Origin of the sequence: Pseudomonas rubra, assembly GCF_028656935.1 — a bacterium.
Classification (GTDB): domain Bacteria; phylum Pseudomonadota; class Gammaproteobacteria; order Pseudomonadales; family Pseudomonadaceae; genus Aquipseudomonas; species Aquipseudomonas rubra.
Genome location: NZ_JAMDGZ010000048.1, coordinates 137790 through 161692, shown reverse-complemented (window position 1 = coordinate 161692; position 23903 = coordinate 137790). Strand labels below are relative to the sequence as shown.

General features: G+C 60.5%; 23 protein-coding genes. 17 read left to right on the top strand and 6 right to left on the bottom strand.

Translation table 11 applies throughout. The features are described 5' to 3' along the window. The first annotated feature begins 74 nt into the window (after nt 1-74). The 11 genes from M5G17_RS21295 (at nt 75) to M5G17_RS21245 (ending at nt 11302) form a co-directional block, all read left to right on the top strand. Nucleotides 75-1421, top strand: a complete 1347-nt coding sequence (locus tag M5G17_RS21295; RefSeq protein WP_273894862.1) for an MFS transporter — start codon at nt 75-77, stop codon at nt 1419-1421. Nucleotides 1422-1437: 16 nt separating this feature from the next. After that, complete coding sequence (locus M5G17_RS21290) at nt 1438-2691, top strand: OprD family porin (protein WP_273894861.1); 1254 nt, start codon at nt 1438-1440, stop codon at nt 2689-2691. Nucleotides 2692-2798: 107 nt separating this feature from the next. Further along, nucleotides 2799-3755 (top strand): AraC family transcriptional regulator, encoded by a 957-nt coding sequence (locus M5G17_RS21285; protein WP_273894860.1) that lies wholly within the window; start codon nt 2799-2801, stop codon nt 3753-3755. A gap of 106 nt (nt 3756-3861) precedes the next feature. After that, on the top strand, nt 3862-5220 hold the full coding sequence (gene benA, locus M5G17_RS21280; protein ID WP_273894859.1) for a benzoate 1,2-dioxygenase large subunit: 1359 nt from the start codon (nt 3862-3864) through the stop codon (nt 5218-5220). Beyond that, complete coding sequence (gene benB, locus M5G17_RS21275; RefSeq protein WP_273894858.1) at nt 5217-5705, top strand: benzoate 1,2-dioxygenase small subunit; 489 nt, start codon at nt 5217-5219, stop codon at nt 5703-5705. Before benA ends, benB begins: the two co-directional genes overlap by 4 nt. A gap of 24 nt (nt 5706-5729) precedes the next feature. Beyond that, nucleotides 5730-6740 carry a benzoate 1,2-dioxygenase electron transfer component BenC gene (gene benC, locus M5G17_RS21270; RefSeq protein ID WP_273894857.1) on the top strand — a complete coding sequence of 337 codons (1011 nt, stop codon included), beginning with the start codon at nt 5730-5732 and terminating at the stop codon, nt 6738-6740. A gap of 65 nt (nt 6741-6805) precedes the next feature. Continuing rightward, entirely contained in the window at nt 6806-7564 is a 759-nt protein-coding gene (locus M5G17_RS21265) for a 1,6-dihydroxycyclohexa-2,4-diene-1-carboxylate dehydrogenase (protein ID WP_273894856.1), read from the top strand. 19 nt (nt 7565-7583) lie between these two features. Then, the gene (locus tag M5G17_RS21260) at nt 7584-8705 is read left to right on the top strand and encodes a muconate cycloisomerase family protein (RefSeq protein ID WP_273894855.1); all 1122 of its coding nucleotides are present in this window, start codon (nt 7584-7586) and stop codon (nt 8703-8705) included. Nucleotides 8706-8720: 15 nt separating this feature from the next. After that, on the top strand, nt 8721-9011 hold the full coding sequence (gene catC / locus M5G17_RS21255; RefSeq protein ID WP_273894854.1) for a muconolactone Delta-isomerase: 291 nt from the start codon (nt 8721-8723) through the stop codon (nt 9009-9011). A 39-nt stretch (nt 9012-9050) separates the two neighbouring features. After that, entirely contained in the window at nt 9051-9983 is a 933-nt protein-coding gene (catA, locus tag M5G17_RS21250) for a catechol 1,2-dioxygenase (RefSeq protein WP_273894853.1), read from the top strand. Nucleotides 9984-10096: 113 nt separating this feature from the next. After that, nucleotides 10097-11302 (top strand): benzoate/H(+) symporter BenE family transporter, encoded by a 1206-nt coding sequence (locus M5G17_RS21245; RefSeq protein ID WP_273894852.1) that lies wholly within the window; start codon nt 10097-10099, stop codon nt 11300-11302. Here the strand turns inward: M5G17_RS21245 and lpdA are convergent, their stop codons facing one another. Further along, the gene (gene lpdA, locus M5G17_RS21240) at nt 11303-12703 is read right to left on the bottom strand and encodes a dihydrolipoyl dehydrogenase (RefSeq protein WP_273894851.1); all 1401 of its coding nucleotides are present in this window, start codon (nt 12701-12703) and stop codon (nt 11303-11305) included. A 208-nt stretch (nt 12704-12911) separates the two neighbouring features. On the opposite strand from lpdA, the gene cfaB reads away from it, so the two are divergent. Continuing rightward, nucleotides 12912-14096: a C17 cyclopropane fatty acid synthase CfaB gene (cfaB, locus tag M5G17_RS21235; protein WP_273894850.1), complete on the top strand. Its 1185-nt coding sequence runs from the start codon at nt 12912-12914 to the stop codon at nt 14094-14096. Between the two features lie 5 nt (nt 14097-14101). Here cfaB and cls read toward each other — a convergent pair whose 3' ends face one another. Then, entirely contained in the window at nt 14102-15541 is a 1440-nt protein-coding gene (gene cls / locus M5G17_RS21230; RefSeq protein ID WP_273894849.1) for a cardiolipin synthase, read from the bottom strand. Between the two features lie 127 nt (nt 15542-15668). On the opposite strand from cls, the gene M5G17_RS21225 reads away from it, so the two are divergent. Further along, nucleotides 15669-16196 (top strand): DUF3617 domain-containing protein, encoded by a 528-nt coding sequence (locus M5G17_RS21225; protein WP_273894848.1) that lies wholly within the window; start codon nt 15669-15671, stop codon nt 16194-16196. A 6-nt stretch (nt 16197-16202) separates the two neighbouring features. Here the strand turns inward: M5G17_RS21225 and folE2 are convergent, their stop codons facing one another. Together folE2 and M5G17_RS21215 are read right to left on the bottom strand one after the other, a co-directional pair. Further along, complete coding sequence (gene folE2, locus M5G17_RS21220) at nt 16203-17090, bottom strand: GTP cyclohydrolase FolE2 (protein WP_273894847.1); 888 nt, start codon at nt 17088-17090, stop codon at nt 16203-16205. 24 nt (nt 17091-17114) lie between these two features. Further along, nucleotides 17115-17498 carry a glutamine synthetase gene (locus M5G17_RS21215; protein ID WP_273894846.1) on the bottom strand — a complete coding sequence of 128 codons (384 nt, stop codon included), beginning with the start codon at nt 17496-17498 and terminating at the stop codon, nt 17115-17117. A gap of 117 nt (nt 17499-17615) precedes the next feature. Between M5G17_RS21215 and zigA the strand changes: the two genes are divergently transcribed. Both zigA and M5G17_RS21205 read left to right on the top strand, forming a co-directional pair. Beyond that, nucleotides 17616-18824 carry a zinc metallochaperone GTPase ZigA gene (gene zigA, locus M5G17_RS21210; RefSeq protein WP_273894845.1) on the top strand — a complete coding sequence of 403 codons (1209 nt, stop codon included), beginning with the start codon at nt 17616-17618 and terminating at the stop codon, nt 18822-18824. Between the two features lie 84 nt (nt 18825-18908). Beyond that, complete coding sequence (locus tag M5G17_RS21205) at nt 18909-19880, top strand: CobW family GTP-binding protein (protein WP_273894844.1); 972 nt, start codon at nt 18909-18911, stop codon at nt 19878-19880. Here M5G17_RS21205 and M5G17_RS21200 read toward each other — a convergent pair. Next, nucleotides 19877-20269 carry a DUF3301 domain-containing protein gene (locus M5G17_RS21200; RefSeq protein ID WP_130262097.1) on the bottom strand — a complete coding sequence of 131 codons (393 nt, stop codon included), beginning with the start codon at nt 20267-20269 and terminating at the stop codon, nt 19877-19879. The two genes, M5G17_RS21205 and M5G17_RS21200, sit on opposite strands and share 4 nt — an antisense overlap. A 119-nt stretch (nt 20270-20388) precedes the next feature. Here M5G17_RS21200 and pdxY point away from each other — a divergent pair, with 119 nt between their 5' ends. Next, entirely contained in the window at nt 20389-21261 is an 873-nt protein-coding gene (pdxY, locus tag M5G17_RS21195; RefSeq protein WP_273894843.1) for a pyridoxal kinase PdxY, read from the top strand. On the opposite strand, the gene M5G17_RS21190 is transcribed toward pdxY, so the two are convergent. Then, entirely contained in the window at nt 21258-21743 is a 486-nt protein-coding gene (locus tag M5G17_RS21190; protein ID WP_045186257.1) for an acyl-CoA thioesterase, read from the bottom strand. The two genes, pdxY and M5G17_RS21190, sit on opposite strands and share 4 nt — an antisense overlap. Before the next feature lie 325 nt (nt 21744-22068). On the opposite strand from M5G17_RS21190, the gene M5G17_RS21185 reads away from it, so the two are divergent. Then, the gene (locus tag M5G17_RS21185) at nt 22069-23829 is read left to right on the top strand and encodes a cation:proton antiporter (RefSeq protein ID WP_273894842.1); all 1761 of its coding nucleotides are present in this window, start codon (nt 22069-22071) and stop codon (nt 23827-23829) included. Nucleotides 23830-23903 lie beyond the last annotated feature (74 nt).

Genomic DNA, 23903 nt, shown 5'->3' with positions numbered 1-23903 from the left:
AACACTGCCTGGCCCTGCGCCCGACAGGTATCGCCATTCGGGTTTCGATAACAACAACAAAAGAGACACGCCTCATGCGAGCGATCGATATCAATAGCCTGATCGATCAGGCGAAGTTCAATTCCTTTCACTGGCGTGTGCTGTTCTGGTGCGCGCTGATCATCATCTTCGACGGCTACGATCTGGTCATTTACGGCGTGGTGCTGCCGGCCTTGATGCAGGAGTGGGGCATGACCCCGCTGCAAGCCGGTGCACTGGGCAGCTATGCATTGTTTGGCATGATGTTCGGTGCCCTGGTGTTCGGCCCGTTGTCGGACCGGATTGGGCGCAAGAAAGCCATCACCATTTGCGTGATTCTTTTCAGTGGCTTCACCGTGATCAACGGCTTTGCCCGCAACCCCACCGAGTTTGGCATTTGTCGCTTTCTGGCAGGCCTTGGCATCGGCGGGGTGATGCCCAACGTGGTGGCGTTGATGAATGAATATGCGCCCAAGCGCATGCGCAGCACCCTGGTGGCGATCATGTTCAGTGGCTACTCGGTGGGCGGCATGCTCTCGGCTGGGCTTGGGATCGTCCTGCTGCCGGCTTTCGGTTGGCAGTCGGTGTTCTATGTGGCGGTCATTCCCTTGCTGTTGCTGCCATTGATCCTGCGCTATTTGCCCGAGTCCCTGGGTTTTCTGGTACGCCAGGGCCGTACCGAGCAGGCCAGCCAGTTGCTGCAGCGGGTCGAGCCGAGCTACCAGGCACAAGCGGGAGACCGCCTGGAGGTGGTGACCGGCACCCACGCCGGTGGTTCGGTGCCGCAGCTGTTTCACGAAGGCCGGGCGCTGAGCACGTTGATGCTCTGGGTCGCCTTTTTCTGCTGCCTGTTGATGGTCTACGCGCTTAATTCCTGGTTGCCCAAACTGATGAGCAACGCCGGTTACGGCCTGGGTTCGAGCCTGGCGTTTTTGCTGGTGCTGAACTTCGGCGCGATCTTTGGCGCGGTGGGCGGCGGCTGGATTGGTGACCGCTTCAAACTTGAGCGGGTGCTAGTGGTGTTCTTCGCCGTGGCGGCGTTGTCGATCAGCCTGCTTGGCTTCAAGAGCCCGACGCCGGTGTTGTACCTGCTGATCGGGATTGCCGGCGCGACCACCATCGGTACACAGATTCTGGCCTATGCCTGCGTGGCCCAGTATTACCCCATGGGGATTCGTTCGACAGGTTTGGGCTGGGCCTCTGGTATCGGTCGTAGCGGGGCGATTGTCGGGCCGATTCTGGGAGGGATGTTGCTGGGGATTCAGCTGCCGCTGGCGCTGAATTTCATGGCCTTTGCCGTGCCTGGAGCGGTGGCGGCGGTGGCGATGATGGTGTTTGCCAGTCGTGGCCATCGCGGGGCAAGTCGGGTCGCCGCACCGCAATTCTCACCAGAACAACAATAAAAAGAGCACCACAACCATGAACAACTTCCCACGCTACGGGTTGCTGTCCCTCTGCGCCCTGAGTTTCGGCGCCAGCGCCGCCGAGTCTGGCTTCATCAAGGACGCCAGCGCTACCCTGCAAGCGCGCAACTATTACTTCAGCCGCGACTTTTCCGGCATCGTTGGGGCCAATCAGCAGTCCAAGGCCGAGGAATGGGGCCAGGGTTTCATCTTCAACTTCAAGTCCGGTTATACCCCCGGCACCCTTGGCTTTGGCGTCGATGCCATTGGCCTGCTCGGCCTCAAGCTCGACAGTAGCCCGGACCGAACCGGCACCGGCTTGCTGCCGGTGCAGGACGATGGTCGCGCCGCCGATGACTACAGCCGGGTCGGCGCCACGTTGAAAATGCGCTACTCAAAGACCGAGCTGAAAGTCGGTGAGTTGCAGACCAATCTGCCGATCCTGCAATACAACGACTCGCGCCTGCTGCCGCCTACCTACCAGGGCGTCAGCCTGACCTCTGCCGAGATCAGCGGCTTTACCCTGCAGGCCGGTCACCTGAGCTCAACCAGCCTGCGCAACGAAGCCGGTGACGAAAAAATGATCGCTATGCTCGGCCACCTGCCCCAGCGCCAGTCCGACAGTGATGCCTTCAACTATGCCGGTGGCGACTACAGTTTCAATGCCAATCGCACCACCGCCAGCCTCTGGTACGGACGTCTGGAAGATATCTATCAACAGGGCTTTGTCGGCCTCAAACACAGCCAGCCCATGGGCGACTGGACCCTGGGCGCCAACCTTGGCTACTTCACGGCCAACGAACAGGGCGAGGCGCGCATTGGCGATATCGACAACCAGGCGTTCTATTCGCTGCTGTCGGCCAAGCATGGCGGCCACACCTTCAGCGTCGGTTACCAGGCGATCTATGGTGAAAACGCTTTCCCACGGGTGTTCCCGAACATCTCGCCGCTGGGCAACGAAGTGCCGACCTACGAGTTCGCCTATACCGACGAGCGATCCTGGCAGGTGCGTTATGACTATGACTTCGTCGCCATGGGCATACCCGGGCTGACTGCGACCGTGCGCTACCTCAAAGGCGACAACGTCGATACCGGACGGGGCTTTGAGGGCAAGGAACACGAGCGTGATTTCGATCTGGGCTATGCCGTGCAAAGTGGCGTGTTCAAGGGCTTGGGGATACGCCTGCGCAACGCCATGGCGCGCTCCAACTACCGCTCGGACATCGATGAGAACCGGGTGATCCTCAGTTACACCTGGACCCTGTTGTAGCGGGCTCGCCCCGTGATGCTTTTGCAAACACACCGTCCATCCCATGGTTGGCCGCCGGCCAGTGCTATCGCTTAGACTGGCCGCATAACTACAACGAGTTCCCTGGTATGGACAGTCCCCTGCTCAGCGAACGCAGCCGGGTGTTCGAGCATGCAGACCCTCATGCAGTGTCGACCTATGTCAACCAGCATGTCGGCCCTCATTGCATCCGCCTGCCCCGCTATGGGCATCCCGAGGCGTACCTCAACCATCGCAAGTTCGCCAGCCTCGACCTGTGCCGCATCAGCTATGGCGCCGATGTGCGGGTCATGTCCCCGGCGCTGGAAAACGTATTCCACCTGCAAATCCTGTTACGCGGCCATTGCCTCTGGCGCCGTGGCCGTGAAGAGCGCCTGCTCAGTCCAGGTGGGCTGCTGCTGATCAATCCGGACGAGCCAGTCGACCTGGCCTATTCCGCCGATTGCGAAAAATTCATCCTCAAACTGCCCACCCGCCTGCTCGAATCGGTGTGTGATGAACAGCGCTGGCAACGCCCGGGGGAGGGGGTGCGCTTTGTCGAGCACCACTATCAGTTGCTGGCGCTGGAGGGTTTTGCCGGGCTGCTGGCGATGGTCTGCCAGGAGGCCGAAAGCAGCGAACCGATGCTGCGGGTGCAGGAACACTACAGCCAGATCGTCGCCAGCAAGCTGCTGACCCTGATGCACACCAACGTCAGCCGTGAAGCGCTGAGCAGCCAGGCGGCATCCTTCGAGCGCATTGCCGAGTACATCAGCGCCAACCTCAAGCAGGACATCTGCAGCGAGCAGTTGGCGCAGCAGGCGAGCATGAGCCTGCGTTCGCTGTATGCGTTGTTCGAGCGTAACGCCCGTACCACGCCCAAGCTGTATATCCGCCAGCAGAAACTCGAGCGCATCCGCGCAAGCCTCAGCGACCCCGGTTGCAAGGTCCGCAACATCACCGAGCTGGCCATGGATTATGGCTTCGTCCACCTCGGGCGCTTCTCGGAACACTACAAGTCGCTGTTCGGCGAACTGCCCTCCGATACCCTCAAACGCCGCCCCTGACACTTTGCAGAAAACGGATAAAGGTCTGCACAAAGCGGATATTTGTCGTGCCCCTCGCTCCCTAACCTGACATGGCCTGAACACAATAACAACGGAGGCCCCGGCCATGTCCCTGGGATTCGATTACCTTAATTCCCTGCTTGAAGAAGATCAGGAGAAGGGCGTCTTTCGCTGCAAGCGCGAGATGTTCACCGACCCCCGTCTGTTCGATTTGGAAATGAAACACATCTTCGAGGGCAACTGGCTGTACCTTGCCCACGAAAGCCAGATTCCCGAAAAGAACGACTTCCTCACCACCACCATGGGGCGCCAGCCGATTTTCATCGCGCGCAACAAGGAGGGGGTGCTCAATGCCTTCCTCAATGCCTGCAGCCACCGCGGTGCGATGCTCTGTCGGCACAAGAGCGGTAACCGCTCCTCCTACACCTGCCCGTTCCACGGCTGGACCTTCAACAACTCCGGCAAGCTGCTCAAGGTCAAGGATCCGGTCGACGCTGGCTACCCGGCGAGTTTCAATTGCGAAGGCTCCCACGACCTGACCAAGGTTGCCCGTTTCGAGTCCTATCGCGGCTTCCTGTTCGGCAGCCTCAACCCTGACGTCGTACCGTTGGTGGAACACCTGGGCGAGTCGGCCAAGATCATCGACATGATTGTCGACCAGTCGCCCGAAGGCCTGGAAGTGTTGCGCGGCTCTTCGTCCTACATCTACGAAGGCAACTGGAAGCTGACCGCTGAGAACGGCGCCGATGGCTATCACGTCAGCGCCGTGCACTGGAACTACGCCGCCACCCAGAACCAGCGCAAACAGCGCGAAGCCGGTGGCGAGGTGAAAACCATGAGCGCTGGCGGCTGGGCTAAAAGTGGCGGTGGTTTCTACTCTTTCGACAAGGGCCACCTGCTGCTCTGGACCCGCTGGGCCAACCCCGAAGACCGCCCGCTGTTCGAGCGCCGCGACGAACTGGCGGCCGACTTCGGTCAGGCCCGCGCCAACTGGATGATCGAGAACTCGCGCAACCTGTGTCTGTACCCGAACGTGTACCTGATGGACCAGTTCAGCTCGCAGATCCGCATCGCCCGGCCGATCGCCGTGGACAAGACCGAAATCACCATCTACTGCATTGCCCCCAAGGGTGAAAGCGCCGAAGCGCGGGCCCAGCGTATTCGCCAGTACGAAGACTTCTTTAACGTCAGCGGCATGGCCACTCCGGATGATCTGGAAGAGTTCCGCTCCTGCCAAATGGGCTACCAAGGCGGGCGCGGCTGGAACGACATGTCCCGTGGCGCTACCCACTGGGTCGAAGGCGCCGATGCCGCCGCGCAGGAAATCGACCTTCATCCGCAATTGAGCGGTGTGCGTACCGAAGACGAAGGCCTGTTCGTGCTGCAACACAAGTACTGGCAGGACACCATGCTCAAGGCGCTCGCCGCCGACCAGCAGTTGATCCCTGTGGAGGCCGTGCAATGAGCATTTCCTTCGAGCAAGTACGCGACTTCCTGTTCGAGGAAGCGCGCTATCTGGACGACAGCCAATGGGATAGCTGGCTGGAGTGCTACGCCGCCGACGCCACCTTCTGGATGCCGGCCTGGGACGACAACGACCAGCTCACTGAAGACCCGCAACGGGAAATCTCGCTGATCTGGTACGGCAACCGTGGCGGCCTGGAAGACCGCGTGTTCCGGATCAAGACCGAACGCTCCAGCGCGACCATGCCCGACACCCGCACCTCACACAACATCAGCAACATCGAGCTGCTGGAGCAGGGCGATGGCCTGTGCAAGGTGCGCTTCAACTGGCACACCCTGAGCTTTCGCTACAAGACCGTGGACAGTCATTTCGGCACCAGTTTCTACACCCTCGACGTGCGCGGCGAACGCCCGCTGATCAAGGCCAAGAAGGTTGTGTTGAAGAACGACTACGTGCGTCAGGTCATCGACGTTTACCACATCTGAATCCTGCTTTTTGCGAGGTGTGCCATGCACAAGATCGCCTTGAATTTCGAAGACGGGGTCACCCGTTTCATTGATGCCAGCGCTGACGAAACCGTGGCCGATGCCGCCTACCGCCAGGGCATCAATATCCCTCTGGACTGCCGCGACGGCGCCTGTGGTACCTGCAAGTGTTTCGCCGAAGCCGGCCGTTACGACCTGGGCCAGGAATACATCGAAGATGCCTTGAGTGAAGATGAAGCCGCCCAGGGTTATGTACTGACCTGCCAGATGCGCGCCGAGAGCGACTGCGTGGTGCGCGTGCCGGCATCGTCACAACTGTGCAAGACCGAGCAGGCCAGTTTTGAAGCCAGCATCAGCGCCGTGCGCCAGCTGTCGGACAGCACCATTGCCTTGTCGATCAAGGGTGAGGCCCTGAGCCGCCTGGTGTTCCTGCCCGGGCAGTACGTCAACCTCGGTGTACCGGGAAGCGCACAGACCCGCGCCTATTCCTTCAGCTCGTTGCAAAAGGACGGGGAGGTCAGCTTCCTGATCCGCAACGTGCCGGGCGGCTTGATGAGCAGCTTTCTGACCGGTCTGGCCAAGGCCGGTGACAGCATGACCCTGGCCGGTCCCCTGGGCAGCTTCTACTTGCGCGATATCCGTCGGCCGTTGCTGCTGCTGGCCGGTGGTACCGGGTTGGCGCCGTTTACCGCAATGCTGGAGAAGATCGCCGAAGAGGGCAGCGAGCATCCGCTGCACCTGATCTACGGCGTCACCAACGATTTCGACCTGGTCGAGCTGGACCGCTTGCAGGCTTTCGCCGCGCGCATTGCCAACTTCAGTTTCAGCGCCTGCGTGGCCAACCCTGAGAGCCAGTATCCACTCAAGGGCTACGTCACCCAGCACATCGAGCCACGTCACCTCAACCAAGGCGATGTCGACGTCTACCTGTGTGGTCCGCCGCCGATGGTCGAGGCGGTCAGCCAGTACATCCGCGAACAGGGCATCACCCCGGCGAACTTCTACTACGAAAAATTCGCCGCCGCCGCTGCCTGAACCCGTTTTATGGGGCCGGGCGCATCGTGCGGGTACGGTCGGCCCCTTTTTTATTCGAGGTTGTCATGAACAGATTCACCAACAAGGTCGTGCTGGTTACCGGCGCGGCGCAGGGGATCGGCCGCCGTTTGTGCGAGCGCCTGCTTGAAGAAGGCGCGACGCTGGTGGCCGTGGATCGCTCGGAGCTGGTGCATGAGCTGCAAGGCGAGGGCGTGCTGAGCCTGACCGCCGACCTTGAGCAACACCAACACTGCAGCCGGGTGATGGCCGCCGCCGTGGAGCACTTTGGCCGCCTCGATGTGCTGGTCAATAACGTCGGCGGCACCATTTGGGCCAAGCCGTTCGAGCATTACGAAGCAGCGCAGATCGAAGCGGAAGTGCGCCGCTCGCTGTTCCCCACCCTGTGGTGCTGCCATGCGGCGCTGCCGTACATGCTTGAACAGGGCAGCGGGGCGATCGTCAACGTCTCCTCGATTGCGACCCGCAGCATCAACCGCGTGCCTTATGGCGCGGCCAAGGGCGGCGTGAATGCATTGACCGCCTGCCTGGCTTTCGAAACCGCCGGGCGTGGGGTACGGGTCAACGCCACGGCACCCGGTGGCACTGAAGCACCGCCACGGCGAGTACCACGCAACAGCGCTGAGCAGAGCACCGATGAGAAGGCCTGGTACCAGCAGATCGTCGACCAGACCCTCGATAGCAGCCTGATGAAACGCTACGGCAACCTCAATGAGCAGGTTGGCGCAATCCTCTTCCTCGCCAGCGACGAAGCCTCATACATCACCGGCACGGTATTGCCGGTCGGTGGCGGCGACCTCGGTTGAGCGCCCCAGGAGAATCATGATGAGTCAGCCCCTGATTGAGCGCATCTCCACCTTGATCGTCGACTTGCCGACCATTCGCCCGCACAAGCTGGCGATGCACACCATGCAAAAGCAAACCCTGGTGATCATCCGTCTGCAGTGCAGCGACGGCATTGAAGGCCTCGGTGAAGCCACCACCATTGGTGGCCTGGCCTACGGCAACGAAAGCCCGGAGAGCATCAAGCAGAACATCGACAGCTACTTTGCACCGCTGCTGACCGGCCTGGAGGCCAGCAATATCAACGCCGCCATGCAGCGCCTGGACAAGGTGATCAAGGGCAACACCTTCGCCCGCTCGGGTATTGAAAGCGCCTTGCTCGATGCTCAAGGCAAGCGCCAGGGCCTGGCAGTCAGCGAGCTGCTCGGTGGGCGTTTGCGTGACAGCCTGGAAGTGGCCTGGACCCTGGCCAGCGGTGACACCCAAGGCGATATCGCCGAAGCCGAGCAGATGCTCGACCTGCGCCGTCACCGGATCTTCAAACTGAAGATCGGTGCCAATGAGGTGGCCCATGATTTGCGCCATGTCATTGCGATCAAACGTGCCTTGGGCGAGCGCGCCAGCGTGCGCGTCGACGTCAACCAGTACTGGGACGAATCCCAGGCGATCCGTGCCTGCCAGGTGCTGGGCGACAACGGTATCGACCTGATCGAACAACCGATCTCGCGCATCAACCGGGCCGGGCAAGTGCGCCTGAACCAGCGCAGCCCGGCACCGATCATGGCCGATGAATCGATCGAAAGCGTCGAGGATGCCTTCAGCCTCGCAGCTGATGGTGCTGCCAGCATCTTTGCCCTGAAGATCGCCAAGAACGGTGGTCCACGCGCCGTGCTGCGTACTGCGCACATCGCCGAAGCCGCCGGCATCGCCCTGTACGGCGGGACCATGCTCGAAGGCTCGATCGGCACCCTGGCGGCTGCTCATGCCTTTGTCACCCTCAAGCAATTGACCTGGCACACCGAGCTGTTCGGCCCGCTGCTGCTGACCGAGGAAATCGTCGTCGAGGCCCCGGTGTATCGCGACTTTGCCCTGCAGGTATCCCGCACCCCCGGCCTTGGCCTGACCCTGGACGAAGAGCGCCTGGCGTTCTTCAGCCGCAAGTAAGCAAGGAGAGACGCCATGTTGTTCCACGTGAAAATGACCGTGAAATTGCCTCTGGACATGGACCCGGCCAAAGCCACGCAGCTTAAGGCCGACGAGAAGGAACTGGCCCAGCGCCTGCAGCGCGAAGGCAGCTGGCGCCACCTGTGGCGCATCGCCGGGCATTACGCCAACTACAGCGTGTTCGACCTGCCCAGCATCGAAGCGCTGCACGACACCCTGATGCAACTGCCGTTGTTCCCCTACATGGACATCGAAGTCAACGGCCTGTGCCGCCACCCCTCATCGATCCACAGCGACGACCGCTGAACACCGAGCGCCGATAACAACAATTCGAGGTAACCCGACATGACCGTGAAAATTGCTCACACTGCCGATATCCAGAAATTCTTCGAAGAAGTCAGTGGCCTGCACAATGACCAAGGCAGCCCGCGTCTGAAACAACTGACCCAGCGCATCGTCAACGATGTGGCACGCCTCATCGAAGACCTGCACGTAACCCCCGACGAGTTCTGGAAGGCGGTCGACTACCTCAATCGCCTGGGCTCGCGCCAGGAAGCCGGCCTGCTGGTTGCCGGGCTCGGTGTCGAGCATTACCTGGACCTGCAACTGGACGCCCAGGATGCCGAAGCCGGAATCAGCGGCGGCACGCCACGCACCATCGAAGGCCCCCTGTACGTGGCCGGCGCACCGCTGGCCGAAGGTGAAGTGCGCATGGACGATGGCCTTGATCCGGGCACGGTGATGTTCTTGCAGGGCCGTGTACTGGATGAGCACGGTCAACCGGTGGCGGGTGCGGTGGTCGACCTGTGGCACGCCAACACCCAGGGCACCTACTCGTACTTCGACAGCACCCAGTCCGCGTTCAACCTGCGCCGCCGCATCGTCACCGATGCCGAGGGCCGCTACCGTGCGCGCAGCATCGTGCCTTCTGGCTACGGCTGCCCTGCGGACGGACCCACCCAGGAGTTGCTTACCCAGCTCGGTCGTCACGGCAATCGCCCGGCGCATATCCACTTCTTCATCTCGGCGCCTGGCTACCGGCACCTGACCACCCAGATCAACCTGGCCGGTGATGAGTACCTGTGGGACGACTTTGCCTACGCCACCCGTGACGGGCTGATTGGCGAGCTGCGCTTTGTCGAGGATGCAGCGGCGGCCGATGCCCGCGGGGTAGCAGGGCGTTTTGCCGAGATGGATTTTGACTTCCAGCTGTTGAGTGCGCCCAAGCCTGCCAATGAGCAGCGCAGCCTGCGGCCGCGGGCGTTGCAGGACGCTTGAGTCTGGGTTGAATCCATCGCTGGCAAGCCAGCTCCCACAAGGTTCGGTGCAAACACCCTGTGGGAGCTGGCTTGCCAGCGATGCTTTACAGAGGCCTACAACTGGATAGATTCATGAAAACAAGACTCCAGGACGTCTCCCTCTCCGCCCTAGTCGCCGGTTTCATCGCTACCCTGATTTCCTACGCCGGCCCCTTGGTGATCATCTTCCAGGCCGCCCACAGCGCCCAGCTGTCGGCGGCCGAACTGTCTTCGTGGGTCTGGGCGATTTCCATCGGCAGCGGCTTGCTTGGGGTGATCCTCAGCCTGCGTTACCGAGTGCCGCTGGTGATTGCCTGGTCGGCGCCGGGCTCGGCACTGCTGGTGGCGCTGCTGCCGGGAGTTGCCTATGCCGAAGCGGTGGGTGCCTACCTGGTCGCCAACCTGGTGATCCTGTTGGTGGGGCTGTCTGGCGCCTTTGACCGTATCGTCGGCAAGCTGCCGTCGGCTATCTCGGCGGCCATGCTGGCGGGCATCCTGTTCAGTTTCGGCACGGGGTTGTTCGTTTCGCTGAAGTCGCAGCCGGCCCTGGTCATGGTGATGTTCGTCACCTACTTGCTGTTCAAGCGCCTGGCTGCGCGCTATGCGGTGCTGGCGGTATTGGTGTGTGGCGTGAGTGTCGCGGTGCTGAGTGGCGAGCTGGATCACTCGGCGCTGGTGATTGGTTTGGCCACTCCGGTATGGACGACGCCGGCCTTCAGTTGGCATGCACTGTTAAGTATCAGCCTGCCCCTGGTGATGGTGGCCCTGACCGGGCAGTTCGTGCCGGGCATCGCCGTGCTGCGCAATGACGGTTACCGCACCCCAGCCAGCCCGATCATCAGCAGCAATGCGCTGGTCAGCCTTTTACTGGCGCCGTTTGGTTGCCATGGCCTGAACCTGGCGGCGATCACGGCGGCGATCTGCACCGGCCGTGAATCCCATGACGATCCAGGGCGTCGCTATTGGGCTGGGGTGTGTGGCGGTGTTTTTTATCTGTTGCTGGGGCTGTTCGGTGCGACCCTGGTGTCGCTGTTCACCGCCTTCCCCGCGGCGTTGATTGCGGCGCTGGCCGGACTGGCGTTGTTCGGAGCAATTGCAGGTGCGCTGACCGGGGCGATGAGCGTACCCAGTGACCGCGAAGCTGCCCTCATCACCTTTCTGGTGACGGCTTCGGGGATGTCCTTTCTCGGTTTGTCGGCGGCGTTCTGGGGGTTGATCTTCGGCCTGTTCGCGCACCTGCTGCTCAACCTGCGGCGACGGGCTCCGCAGGCTGGCAGGGCAGGGATGCAGGTGGACTGATCAGGCCTGCATGGCTTTGCCGTCAACGTCCATCGCGGCCTGACGCAGGGCTTCGGAGCGGGTCGGATGGGGGTGGCAGGTGAGGGCGATGTCTTCGGCCGAGGCGCTGAACTCCATGGCCACACAGTACTCGCCGATCATCTCGCTGACGCTTGGGCCAACCAGATGCACACCCAGTACTTCATCGGTGCGGGCGTCAGCCAGGACCTTGGCAAAGCCTTCGGTCTCATGGTTGATCTTGGCCCGGCTGTTGGCGCTGAAGGGAAACTTGCCGACCTTGTACTCACGGCCTTCGGCCTTGAGCTGCTCTTCGGTCTTGCCGACGCTGGCCAGTTCCGGGCGGGTGTAGATGACGGCCGGGATCAGGTTGTAATTGACCTCGTGGGCCTTGCCGGCGATCTGCTCGATGCAGGAGATGGCTTCATCTTCGGCCTTGTGCGCCAACATCGCGCCAGAGGTGACGTCGCCGATCGCCCAGATTCCGGGCACGCTGGTGCGATGGTGCTGGTTGGCGAGCATGCCGCGCTTGTCGGTTTCCAGGCCAACGCTTTCCAGGCCCAGGCCTTGGGTGTAGGGACGGCGGCCGATGGCCACCAGCACGTAGTCCGCTTCGAGGGTTTCGCTGTTGCCGCCAGCGGCAGGTTCGAGGGTCAGCGTCACCCCTTGCGCCGCCACATTGGCCTGAGTGACCTTGCTGCCAAGCTTGAACTTCATGCCTTGCTTGGAAAGCGAGCGTTGCAGGGTTTTTGCCGCTTCTGCGTCAGTGCCTGGGCAGATGCGATCGAGGTACTCGACCACGGTCACCTGGCTGCCCAGTCGACGCCATACCGAGCCCAGCTCCAGGCCGATGACGCCGGCACCGATGACCACCAGGTGCTTGGGCACTTCACTCAGGGCCAAGGCGCCGGTGGAGTCGATGATGCGCTGGTTGTCGATGCTCACACCGGGCAGGGGTGTCGGCTCGGAGCCGGTGGCGATGACGATGTCCTTGGCCAGTAGCTCGGTGATGGCACCCTGCTCGTCAGTCACCTTGACCCGGCCGACGCCATCGAGCTTGCCCCAGCCCTTGATCCAGTCGACCTTGTTCTTGCGGAACAGGAACTCGATGCCTTTGGTCAGGCCGCTGACGCTCTCGTCCTTCTGCTTCATCATCTGTGCGAGGTTGAGGTTTGGTTTGACCTCAATGCCAAGGTTGGCGAACTCGCTGCCTAGCGCCGCTTCATACAACTCGGAGGCATGCAGCAGCGCCTTGGACGGCATGCAGCCGACGTTCAGGCAGGTGCCACCCAGGGTCGCACGACCTTCGATGCACGCTACGCTCAAGCCAAGCTGGCCGGCACGAATCGCTGCGTTGTAACCGCCAGGCCCGCCGCCAATGATCACTACATCATAGGGTTTCATTGTTGTACTCCAGGATGAAGAATCGACAATGGCGCCAAGACTAATCCGCACAACGGCTCATTGTATACAATTGATCTTGTCTGAAAGCCGCGCTCGCAAGGTCTGCAACGGGCCACATAGGCTCAGGCTATGGTGCGCATTGGCTGAAACTTGCTGCAGATGAACTACCCTTCTGGGCAGACGTCCGATGAAAAAGGAGGCTCATTTCATGCTTGCGCAACTTCCATCTGTTCTGCAAAGCCTGCAACTGCCACTGCGACTCAAGCTCTGGGATGGTCATGCGTTCGATCTGGGGCCCAAGCCGCAGGTCACCATTCTGGTCAAGGATCCGCAGCTGATTACCCAACTGACCCATCCGAGCCTGGATGAACTGGGTGCGGCATTTGTCGAAGGCAAGCTTGAACTGGAGGGCGCTATCGGTGAAGTGATCCGCGTTATCGACGAACTCAGCGTGGCCTTGCTCAAGGATGAAGAAGACGATCAGCCAGTACGCAGCGAGCATGACAAGTCTACCGATGCGGAGGCGATTTCCTATCACTACGACCTGTCCAACGCCTTCTACCAGCTGTGGCTGGATAGCGACATGGCGTATTCCTGCGCCTACTTCAGATCGGCAACCAACACCCTGGAGCAGGCCCAGCAGAATAAATTCGAGCACCTGTGCCGCAAGCTACGACTGCGCGAGGGTGACTATCTGCTTGATGTCGGTTGTGGTTGGGGTGGGCTGGCGCGCTATGCGGCGAGGGAGTTCGGCGCCAAGGTGTTTGGCATCACCCTGAGCAAGGAACAGCTCAAGCTGGGCCGCAAACGGGTCAAGGAAGAGGGCTTGGAAGGGCAGGTGGAGCTGCAGATTCTCGATTACCGCGACCTGCCTCAGGACGGCCGCTTCGACAAGGTGGTCAGTGTCGGCATGTTCGAACACGTCGGCCATGCCAACCTGGCGCTGTATTGCCAACGCCTGTTCGGTGCTGTGCGGGCAGGTGGCCTGGTGATGAACCATGGCATTACTGCCAGGCACACGGACGGTCGCCCGGTCGGGCGCGGCGCTGGCAGTTTCATCGGGCGCTATGTGTTCCCCCATGGCGAGCTGCCGCACTTGTCGATGATCAGTGCGTACATCAGTGAAGCGGGCCTCGAAATCGTCGATGTCGAAAGCCTGCGGCTGCATTACGCGCGCACGCTCGAACACTGGAGTAACCGCCTCGAAGCGCAACTCGACAAGGCCGGTAAGTTGGTGCCGGAGAAGGCCCTGCGAATCTGGCGACTGTACCTGGCCGGCTGTTCTTATGCGTTCGCCAAGGGCTGGATCAACCTGCATCAAATACTCGCGGTAAAACCCTTGGCCGACGGTGGCCATGAGTTGCCCATGACCCGCGAAGACCTCTATCGCTGAGGCGCCTACAGAATCGGCGAGATCAGTCGCGCGATACGCATCCCCAGTTGTTGCAGGCGATGCGTATCACGGGTGTCTTCGGCGGTGATCTCGCGAGCCTGATTGAAGTCGTGGGTGAGCATCGCGTCGACCTTATCAGCGAACGCCCGGTCCACCGTTAGCAGCATGATTTCGAAGTTGAGCCGGAACGAACGGTTGTCGAGGTTGGCACTGCCAATCGCGCTGATTTCGTTGTCGACCAGTACCACCTTCTGGTGCAGAAAGCCTGGCCCATAGCGGAACATCCGCACCCCGGCGCGCACCGCCTCGAAAGCGAACAGGCTGGAGGCGGCGTAGACGATGCGGTGATCGGCGCGCGATGGAATCAGGATGCGTACATCTACACCTCGTAGTACGGCCAGACGCAAGGCGGCAAACACTGCTTCGTCGGGGATGAAGTAGGGGCTGGTGATCCACAGGCGTTCGCGAGCCGCGTGGATGGCTTCGACAAAGAATAGCGAACAGGTTTCCTGAGGGTCGGCCGGCCCGCTGGCCAGTACCTGACACAGCACGCCATCGTCGGGATAGGTGTCCGGCAGGATCAGCGGTGGCAATTGGCGTGAGGCCCAGAACCAGTCCTCGGCAAACGACTCCTGCAGGCAGGCCAGCACCGGTCCGCTGACCTGTACATGGGTATCACGCCACGGCGACAGCTTCGGGTTGCCGCCGAGGTATTCGTCCCCCACGTTGTGCCCCCCGACAAAACCCTGCAGGCCGTCGACCACGACGATTTTACGGTGGTTGCGAAAGTTGACCTGGAAGCGGTTGAACCAGCCGCGCCGGGTGGCGAATGCGCGAATGTGCACACCGCCTTCGCGCAACTTCTGGCTGTAGGCCGAGGGCAGGGCGTGGCTGCCAACTCGGTCGTAGAGCACATAGACCTTCACCCCTTGTGCAGCTCTTTCCAGCAACGCGGTTTGCAGCCTTCGCCCCAGGTCATCGTCGTGAATGATGAAGAACTGCACCAGCACGGTGTCGCGGGCGCCGGCGATGGCACGCAAGATCGCGTCGAAGGTGGCCTTGCCATCGACCAGCAAGTGCACCTGGTTATTGGCCAGGCACGGCATGCGACCGAGCTTGGGCATCGCCCGCAACGAACCATAGGACTCGGAGTTACGCGCGGCTAGAGCTTCCTCCACCCAGGGGCGCCAGTTCAGGTCGGCCATGGCCACATGCATTTCCTGGTTGGCCTGGCGCCGTGCCTGAATGTAGGCATCGAAGGTACGGCTGCCGAACACCAGGTAGGGAATCAGCGTGAAGTAGGGGATGAACAGCAGCGACATGGCCCAGGCGATCGCACCTTGGGCGGTACGCACGGTGAACACCGCATGCAGTGCGGCAATGACCCCAAGCAGGTGAATCACACCAATGAGGTAACCGAAGAAGTAGGGGCTGTGGTAATCCATACGCATCCTGCTGTCCGAAGGCACTGCCCCTAACAGAGCATGTTCATGCCAGCACTTGCAACCCAAAGCATCAATTGACGTCTAAGCTTTGTTCCAGCTTGGGGCTGGAGTTTTGAGGAGTCATTACATGAAGAATCGTCTGCCGCTGCTGGCACTGGTCGTGGGCCTGGCAAGCCCGTTGGTGCATGCGCAGATGTTGCAACCTGGCTTGTGGGAGCTGACCACCAGCAACATGCAGGTCGATGGTAAGGCGCTGCCGGACATGGGCTTCATGCTCGGCCAGTTGAAGAACCTGCCACCGGAACAACGGGCGATGATCGAGGGCGGCCTGGCTAAGCAAGGGATCAGTGTAGCCGGTCAGGGAGTACGTTCCTGCCTGACGCCAGAGCAGGTTAAAACCAATGACATCCCGCTGCAGGATCCCAAGTCTGGCTGCACTCAGAAGATTACCGAGCGCAATGGCAATGTCTGGAAGTTCACCTTCAGTTGCCCGAAAGCCCAAGGCAATGGTGAGGCCACGTTCGTCAGTGACCGTGAGTTCACGACCAAGGTTAATGGCACATTCAACGCTTCTGGTGTGCAGCAGCAGGGCAGTATGAACACTCGTGCGCTGTGGCTGGGCAATGATTGCGGTACGGTCAAACCGCGAACCTGAAACGTCTCACCACCGCCATTGGCTGTGAGCGACTGCGTCGTGGGCATGCAAACTTTCGGCATGTTCCACGCGCAGGTTGAAGCCGCTGAGCCAATGTAAGTTTTTCAAGGCCAGATTCAATCTCCGGGCGGCATCTTCGCAGAACATCAGATTCTGCCCGTTGGCCAAGGCAAAGGCCTGTTCGTCGGCGCGCTTCACAGCAGTTTGCACCGCAGTGCCTAGAGCGTTTTCGGCCTGGTTGATTAGCGCTTCTATCGGTAGTTCGCCATTGCCTGGGCGCAGACGAACCTGCAGCTTTGCCACACTGCGTTGGCTATGCGGCGTGGCGACAATGCCTTGAGCACTGCCTAGCCAACTCAAGACAGCCTCATGACTCAAGCAGCGATTGCCAAAATCGGTAATGAATTGCTGTTGGATCAACTGCCGGGCCAAGGCGGCAGAACAGGGACAAGTGGAGGAATACTCCACATCGACAAATAGTTCCACGTGGAACACTTCGTCTTTTATCTGCGCATGCAAGGTGATCGGGTAGGCTTTCCAACCTGCCAGCGGGCTGACCAGGGCAGACCGTTTTAGCATCAGGTCGAAGCGCAGGGTCAAGAAGGCGCTGGCTGACAGGCCAACATGGCTATCGAGAAAGCGCTCCAACACCTCATTCAACAGCGCAGGGGTTAACGCCTCATGCTCCAACACTTCGAGCGCCAGGTACAGTCGTGACATGTGTATGCCTCTGGATGCGCCGTCATCAAGGCTCACGCCCGCGTCGGCACTGGCACGCAACATCTGGCCATTGATCTGCACAGGCAGGGCAATGTTGCACATGCCAACCCACTCCAAGGGCAACTGGCTGTGGGTGGCTTGGGCAGCAATGTCAGGCAGGGTGAAAGCGCTCATCAGGGGTTCACTTTTCAAGGAAGACTATTGGCAGCCGCTCAGGCGGTTGCAGCGCAGATTGAAACGCTGCCCGGTGGAACTGGACACGCTGTTCAAGGTGGTCCAGCCCACTCGCCGGCTGTAACCGACCCAGGTTTCACCGTTGCTCGCGACGCCTGTGTAAAAAGTCAGTTGGCCATAACGGCTGTTGGTTTGTGCCCATAGCCTGCGACCTTGCATTTCAAAACCGCGTAGGTAAGTGGTGCTGCCCTGGGTTTGCACGCTGTAGTAATTGCCTTGTGCATCGTTGCAGGCAAGCAGGGTAGCGCTGCGGGTACAGAGCGCCAGGCCGTTGCTCAGTGGCACGGCGAAGGCACCCGATGGGCAAAGCAACAGCGCAGCAACGATAAACAAGCAACGCGGTTTCATCTTCAGGGCGGCCTTTGGTCAAGTTCTGAGCGAAGTAGGTTGGCATGATTGTATTGTTATAATATAACATTGCGCAATGCATCGTTCGAATGCACTCGCCCTGATGAGGATCGCCCCATGCCCAACCGTCTTCCCGTCACCGTGCTTTCCGGCTTTTTGGGTGCTGGTAAAAGCACGCTGCTCAACCACGTTCTGAAAAATCGCGACAACCTGCGGGTGGCGGTGATCGTCAACGACATGAGTGAAATCAATATCGACGCCAGTGAGGTGCAGCGTAATGTCAGCCTCAACCGCGCCGAAGAGAAACTGGTGGAGATGAGCAACGGCTGCATTTGCTGCACCTTGCGCGAAGACTTGCTCGAAGAAGTCGCGCGCCTGGCCCGGGAGGGGCGCTTTGATTATCTGTTGATCGAATCAACCGGCATCTCCGAGCCACTGCCAGTGGCCGAAACCTTTACCTTTCGCGATGAGCAAGGCCGTAGCCTGGCCGACCAGGCACGCCTGGATACCATGGTCACTGTGGTCGATGGCCTGAACTTCTTACGTGATTATCAGGCCGCCGAAAGTCTGGCCAGTCGCGGTGAAACCCTGGGTGAAGAAGACCAACGCTCGATCAGTGACCTGCTGATCGAGCAGGTGGAGTTCGCCGACGTGATTTTGCTCAGCAAAATCGACCTGATCAGCAGGGTTGCGCGTGAAGAGCTCACGGCCATTTTGCGTAGCCTCAATGCCCAGGCGCAGATTGTGCCGATGGTCATGGGCCAAGTTCCGCTGAAGCAGATCCTCAATACCGGTTTATTCGATTTCGAGCGAGCGGCCCAGGCACCTGGTTGGCTGCAGGAACTGCGTGGCGAACATGTACCGGAAACCGAGGAATACGGCATCGCCGCCACCACCTGGCAAGCACGCCGGCCCCTGCATCCGCAGCGCTTTTTCGACTTTATCCACAGTCCGTGGGACAACGGTCGGCTGCTGCGCTCCAAGGGTTTCTTCTGGCTGGCCAGCAAGCATCAGGATGCTGGGAGCTGGTCGCAGGCTGGCGGCATGATGCGCTATGGCTTTGCCGGGCGCTGGTGGCGTTTCGTTCCACGTGAGGACTGGCCGCAGGATAAGCAGAGCACTGCAGAGATCCTCAAGAACTGGGGCGCCGAATGTGGTGACTGCCGCCAGGAACTGGTGTTTATCGGCCAGAACATCGACTTCGCCCAGCTTGATGCCGAGCTTTCGGCTTGCCTGCTAGATGACGCGGAAATGGCCGCTGGCGTGCGCAGTTGGCAGCAACTGACCGACCCGTTCGGCCCCTGGTTCGACGAGGAAGCGGCTTGATGCGCCAGGTGCTTGATTCTCAGTCTTGACTGGATGACCTGAAATAGCGGCATAGTGACGAAAACTTCAGGCGTTACCTGTCTCATGCTGCAGAACATTCCCACTCACGTGATTGCCGGACCGCTCGGTGCCGGCAAGACCAGCCTGATTCGCCAACTGCTGGCGCAACGGCCCGCCGATGAGCGCTGGGCCGTGTTGATCAACGAGTTCGGCCAGATCGGGCTGGATGCGGCGCTGCTGACCAGCGATGACGATGGCATTGCCCTCGCTGAGGTGGCCGGTGGTTGCCTGTGCTGCGTCAACGGCATGCCGTTCCAGGTCGGCCTGGGTCGCTTACTGCGCAAGGCCAGGCCGCATCGGGTTTTTATCGAGCCCTCCGGGCTGGGCCATCCGCTGCAATTGCTTGAGCAACTGCGTTTGCCGCCCTGGCAGGGCGTGTTGGCGGTACAACCGGCGGTGCTGGTGCTTGATGCCGAGCAACTGGCTGCAGGTTTTGCCCTGCCTGAAGCACAACAATCGACCCTGGCCAGCGCCGGGCTGCTGGTGATGAATAAATCCGCCGACTTGGACGCGCAACAACGTTTGTGGATAGCTTCTCGGCTTGCGGATGTTCGCCTGTACTGGACTGATTTCGGGCAGTTGCCATTCTCCGAACTGCCTGTGCAAAGCGCTGTTGCAGTGCTTCCCAATACTGTGGATAAGCTTGCATCAGCTAATGTTTACGGGGAGACAGGCAGCCTGTGGACAAATCCACAGGAGCCGATTTGCAGCATTCAGCAGGCTGCCGAAGGTTGGAGCATCGGTTGGTGTTGGCACCCGAGCCAGGTGTTTGATTGCACTCGCCTGGCCCTTTTTCTGAACGCCCAGGGGTGGCGCCGGGCCAAAGCAGTTATCCACAGCATGGACGGTTGGCAGTCGCTCAATGCCGTGGCGGGGCAGCCTGGCTTGGACTGGGGCAGCAGTGAATGGCGCCGTGATTCGCGGCTGGAGCTGATCTTCGCCGAGCCGCAAGACCCTGAACTGCTCAAGCAAGCCATGCTGGCCTGTCGCGTTTAGTTGCGCCAGCGGTTATGGTCCTGGCGCCACTGATTCATCTCGATGACATTGTCGTGATGTTGAGGTGTCTTGATCTCGAACGGGTAGGGCGCCAGTTCGATTTGCATGGTGTGGGCGCCAAACTGAGTCACAGTACCGGGGTGGCGCTGTTCGCCGGTGACGGTGAACTCGAAGTTGTACACCCGGGCCAGGCGCTTGCGGCCGTTGGCGTCGCGGACAAAACCGATGCGCTTGAGCGCAACATTGCCATCGAGCAGTTCCAGATCGAGCTTGGCGCAGTGTTGTTTGACCCGCTCCAAGGCCTTTTCACGCAAGCCGTGGTTATGCCACAACCAGGCGCCAGCCGTGGCCAGCAGCATCAGCACGAAGAGATTTCCCAGGGTCAACATCTACATTTGCTCCAACGAGGTATGCCCAGCTTAACTGCCTCCCCGGTCTGTCGTACAGGTGGCATTTAGCGCCATACTGCGCGCCTTGTTCTTCATTCCTACGCTTTTGGAAGTCCTGCATGAAACGTACGCCGCATCTGCTTGCCATCCAGTCTCACGTAGTTTTCGGCCATGCCGGCAATAGCGCCGCGGTATTTCCCATGCAGCGGGTTGGGGTGAAGGTCTGGCCGCTCAATACTGTGCAGTTCTCCAACCATACTCAGTATGGCCAGTGGACTGGAGAAGTGCTTGCTCCAGCGCAAATACCTGCACTGGTAGAAGGGATTGCGACGATCGGTGAGCTGGGCAATTGCGATGCGGTGTTGTCCGGCTACCTGGGCAGTGCCGAACAGGGAAGGGCGATCCTCAGCGGCGTGGCCCGAATCAAGGCCGCTAACCCGCGCGCCCTGTACTTGTGCGACCCGGTGATGGGGCACCCCGAGAAGGGGTGCATCGTCCCGGCCGAAGTCAGCGAGTTTCTGGTTGAGCAGGCGCTGACCTGCGCGGATGTGTTGTGCCCGAACCAGTTGGAGCTGGACAGCTTCTGTGGGCGCCGCGCCGAGTCGTTGCAAGACTGTGTCGAGATGGCCCGCAGCCTACTGGAGCGGGGCCCAAAGGCAGTGCTGGTCAAGCACCTGGCTTATCCTGGGCGAGGTGCCGAAGACTTTGAAATGCTCCTGGTGACCGCCGAAGGCAACTGGCATATCCGTCGCCCGCTGCTGGCATTCGCCCGTCAGCCGGTAGGCGTTGGCGACCTGACGTCAGGCTTGTTCCTGGCGCGCTTGCTGTTGGGTGACGACTGGGTGGCGGCGTTTGAGTTCACCGCCGCCGCTGTGCACGAAGTACTGCTGGAAACCCAGGCCTGCGCCAGCTACGAGCTGGAGCTGGTGCGTGCCCAGGACCGCATCATGCACCCGAGGCTGCGCTTTGCAGCACAGCCTCTGGAACTTTAAAGGGCGTCGCCCTTGAGTTCCTGATAGCGCTTTTCCAGCTCCTGACGGATCAGTCGACGCTGTTTACCTTGCAGGAAACGGCGCTTTTCCTCGCTGCTTTCAGGCTGGCGCGGCGGTACGGCTACTGGCTTGCGGTCATCGTCGACGGCGACCATGGTGAAGAAACAGCTGTTGCTGTGGCGCACCGAGCGTTCGCGAATGTTCTCGGTGACCACCTTGATGCCGACTTCCATCGAGGTGTTGCCGGTGTAGTTGACCGAAGCAAGGAAGGTCACCAGTTCGCCGACATGCACCGGCTCGCGAAAGACCACCTGGTCGACCGACAGGGTCACCACATAACGGCCGGCATAGCGGCTGGCGCAAGCGTAGGCCACTTCATCAAGGTATTTGAGCAGGGTGCCGCCGTGGACATTGCCAGAAAAGTTGGCCATGTCCGGAGTCATCAGGACGGTCATCGACAGCTGGGCGTTTCCAGGTTCCATAGTGTGCTCACGGTAAGGTTGCGCTGAGGCGGGGTGGCGATTGCTGTTCACGCTTCTTTCCCCCAATACGATTCCCATCTATGTAGACGGGACGCTGACAGCGGCCTTGCCGTCACGCTGTTTGTGCCATTAGCGGCGATGCTTTGGTCGATCTGTTTCTTCATATTGCACCGGCTTTTCACGACAAGCGGCGGTGTTAACCTGAGGAAGCCCATGCAAGGTGGGTTTTCCTACATTTAAAACGCTATGTACCTGCAACTCAATAAGACAATTCGTTTGGTGAGTTGCGGCTTGTCTTTGGAAACCAGGTAAGGAGTCCCACGCCGTGCATGCCATCAGCTTTATTCAGGATTTGGCAGTGATCATGCTGGTTGCCGGGGTGGTCACTATCCTGTTCCACCGCTTCAAGCAGCCTGTGGTGCTTGGCTACATTGTTGCCGGCTTTATCATCGGCCCGCACACCCCGCCGTTTGGCCTGATTCACGACGAAGACACGATCAAGACCCTGGCTGAGCTTGGGGTGATCTTCCTGATGTTCTGCCTGGGGCTGGAGTTCAGCCTGCGCAAGTTGTTCAAGGTCGGGGCCACGGCGTTCATCGCGGCGTTCCTGGAGATCGTGCTGATGATCTGGATCGGCTTCGAGATCGGCCGCTGGTTCGGCTGGAACACCATGGACTCACTGTTTCTCGGTGCCATCCTGGCGATCTCCTCGACCACCATCATCGTCAAGGCCCTCAATGACCTGAAGATGAAGAACGAGCGCTTCGCCCAGCTGATCTTCGGCGTGCTGATCGTCGAAGACATCCTCGGCATCGGCATCATCGCTTTACTGTCGAGTATCGCCGTCAGTGGCACGGTGAGCTCCGGCGAGGTGTTCTCGACCGTCGGCAAGCTGTCATTGTTCATGATTGTCGCCCTGGTCATCGGCATCCTGCTGGTCCCGCGCCTGCTGGCGTACGTGGCGAAGTTCGAAAGCAACGAGATGCTGCTGATCACTGTCCTGGGTCTGTGTTTTGGCTTCTGCCTGCTGGTGGTCAAGCTTGAGTACAGCATGGTCCTGGGGGCTTTCCTGATCGGTGCGATCATGGCCGAGTCGCGCCAATTGCTGAAAATCGAGCGCCTGATCGAGCCGGTTCGCGACTTGTTCAGTGCCATCTTTTTCGTGGCCATCGGCTTGATGATCGACCCTTCGATTCTGGTCGAGTACGCCTGGCCGATCGTGGTCATTACCATCGCTGTGGTGCTGGGCAAGATGCTTTCCTGCGGCATGGGGGCCTTTATCGCCGGTAACGACGGACGGACCTCGCTGCGGGTAGGGATGGGCCTTTCGCAGATTGGCGAGTTCTCTTTCATCATCGCCGCGCTGGGCATGACCCTGCAGGTGACCAGCGACTTCCTCTATCCGGTAGCCGTAGCCGTTTCGGTCATCACCACACTGCTCACGCCCTATTTGATCCGTGCCGCCGACCCCTTGTCGCTGAAGCTCTCCAAGGTGGTTCCAGGACGCCTGGCACGGGTGTTGTCGCTGTATGGCGAGTGGCTACGCAGCATTCAGCCGCAGGGCGAGGGGGCGCTGCTGGCGTCGATGGTCCGGCGCATCCTGCTGCAGGTGGGGGTGAACCTGGCGCTGGTGGTCGCGATCTTCTTCAGTGGCGGTTATTTCGCCTCGCGCATTGCTGACTACCTGAGCGAATGGGTCAGCGATGCCGGCCAGCAGAAAGCCTTGATCTGGGGCGCGGCCTTGATGCTGTCACTGCCGTTCCTGATCGCCGCGTACCGCAAGCTCAAGGCGCTGTCGATGCTGTTGGCGGAGATGGGGGTCAAGCCGGAGATGGCCGGGCGGCATACCCAGCGGGTGCGGCGAGTGATTGCCGAGGTCATACCGCTGTTGTCGCTGCTGGTGATTTTCTTGCTGCTGTCGGCGCTGTCAGCCAGCATCCTGCCCACCAGCGAGCTGCTGTTGCTGATTGTGGTGGTCGCGGCGGTAGTGGTTGCGTTGCTGTGGCGCTGGTTCATCCGTGTACACACACGTATGCAGATCGCCTTGCTGGAGACCCTGGAAAACAACCAGCAGAACCACCACTGAAAGGCGCTTCCTGCGCGGGGCGGTTCGAATGTCCGAGGGGATGGAGCGGTAGCGAAGCGCCACGCGCAGGAAGG